At 60.4% G+C, this 2,085-nt stretch carries 1 protein-coding gene; it reads left to right on the top strand.

Annotated features, from left to right (window positions below; translation table 11 throughout):
• The coding region (locus tag K0T92_RS24425; RefSeq protein ID WP_219875240.1) for a condensation domain-containing protein at window positions 1-2,085 on the top strand (2,085 nt) is incomplete at both ends.

Here is a 2,085-nt window from a genome sequence, read left to right on the forward strand (position 1 = left end):
GGGCGTGCACGTCAGGGGAGCTGCGCCGCCACTGTGCGGAGCTGCTGCCGGATTACATGATTCCGGCTGCATTCGTGCAGGTGGAGATCATGCCGCTGACAGCAAGCGGCAAAGCGGATCGCCGGGCACTGCCAGCACCGGACACAGTATCGATGGATACGGGGACGGCGTACGAGGCTCCGGCAACCGAGACGGAGGAGAAGCTGGCTGCCCTCTGGCGGGAGCTGCTGGGACGCGAGACGATTGGCGTCAACGACAACTTCTTCGAGCTTGGCGGCCATTCGTTGAAGGCGGCTTCGCTGACGGCCGAGATTCACCGGACGTTCAAGTGCAGCCTGCCGCTTAGGGAGCTGTTCGAGCGAACGACAGTGCGCGAATTGGCGGAGCTGATTGACGAGAAGACGGCTAGCGGCGGGGAGCAGGAGTGGGGATCTATTCCTAAGCTGGAGCAGCAGCTGTACTACCCGCTGTCATCGCCTCAGAACCGATTATTCGTTCTGCAATCGATGGATGCGGCCAATACGACCTACCATTTGCCGTCAGTGCTTTACATTGAGGGCGCGCTGGATAAGGAGCGGTTAGTGCGAGCAGTCCATGCGCTGGTGGCTCGTCATGAGACGCTGCGGACGTCCTTTGTATGGGTCGATGGCCGTCCGATGCAGACTGTCGCGGCAGAGCCGTCGATTGCATGGGAGGAAGCGGAGGGGGATCTCACCGATCCTGACGCGCTGCTATCCGCCTTCATCCGGCCGTTTGCGCTGGATACGGCGCCGCTTCTGCGGGTTAAGCTCGTCAGGGCGGGACATGACAAGCATGTGCTGCTGCTGGATATGCACCATCTGATCTCGGATGGCGTCTCCTCGGTCGTGCTGGCCAAGCAGTTCGTGGAAGCCTACGAAAGCGGAGGCCTGCCTGAGCTGCCGATCCAATACAAGGATTATGCCGACTGGCAGCTGAATTGGCTGCAAACGGAAGAAGCGGCCAAACAGCAGCAGTACTGGGTGGAGTCGCTGAGAGGGAATGTTCCGGTCATGGAACTGCCCTATGATTATCCACGGCCTCCAAGGATGGACTATGAGGGCGACGGAGTTTCCATCGAGATTGACGGGGAGCTGGCCCAGCAGCTGTCGGCGCTGACCGGACGAACAGGAACGACGCTTTATATGACGCTGTTGGCTGCTTTTACCGCATTGCTGCACCGATATTCCGGCCAGAATGACATTTGGATCGGGTCGCCTGTTGCAGGCAGGCCGCATGTCGATTTGTCCGAACTGATCGGCATGTTCGTGAATACCGTTGTGCTGCAGGGCGAGGCGTATGGCGATCAATCGTATTTGGAGCTGCTGAACAGCGTTAAGGAACGCGTGCTCGGCGCACTGGAGAATGACCGCTATCCGTTCGAGGAGCTGGTGGATAAGCTGGCTGTACGGCGGGATGTGAGCCGGAATCCGCTGTTTGACGTCATGTTTGTTCTGCAAAATACCGGTATGCCTAAGGTTGCGTGCGGCGATGTTGTGTTCGAGCCCCGCGAGCCCCGCAGATCGACCGCGAAGTTCGATCTGACGCTGGAGGTGGTGGAAGGAGCGCAAGGTCTGCGCTGCAACTTCGAGTATCGGACATCGCTGTTCCGCCGGGAAACGGTGGAGCGGATGGCAAGTCACTGGCTTCGTCTGGTTGCAGCCATAGCGAGAGAGCCGGAGCTGAAGCTGGCGGAGATTGACCTGATGGGCGAGGAAGAGAAGCAGCAGGTGCTGAAGCAGTTTAACGCAACGGAAGCGGCGTTCCCGCGCGAGTTGACGCTGCATGAAATGTTCCGGCAGCAAGCGAAGCGTACGCCGGAGCGCACGGCGCTCGTATCCGAGTCGGAGGAGCTGACGTACCGTGAGCTCGATGAGCGTTCAGACCGTCTCGCGGGTCATCTGCGCGGGCGTGGAGTGAAGCGCGGCGAGCCAGTGGGCCTGATGGCGCAGCGGTCAGCAGAGATGATGATCGGGATGCTGGCGATCATCAAGGCAGGCGGGGCGTATGTGCCGCTGCCGCCGGAGTTCCCGGAGGATCGGCTGCGGTATATGGCCGAAGGCAGCG

The sequence above is a fragment of the Paenibacillus oenotherae genome (genome assembly GCF_019443105.1).
Lineage (GTDB): Bacteria > Bacillota > Bacilli > Paenibacillales > Paenibacillaceae > Paenibacillus_Z > Paenibacillus_Z oenotherae.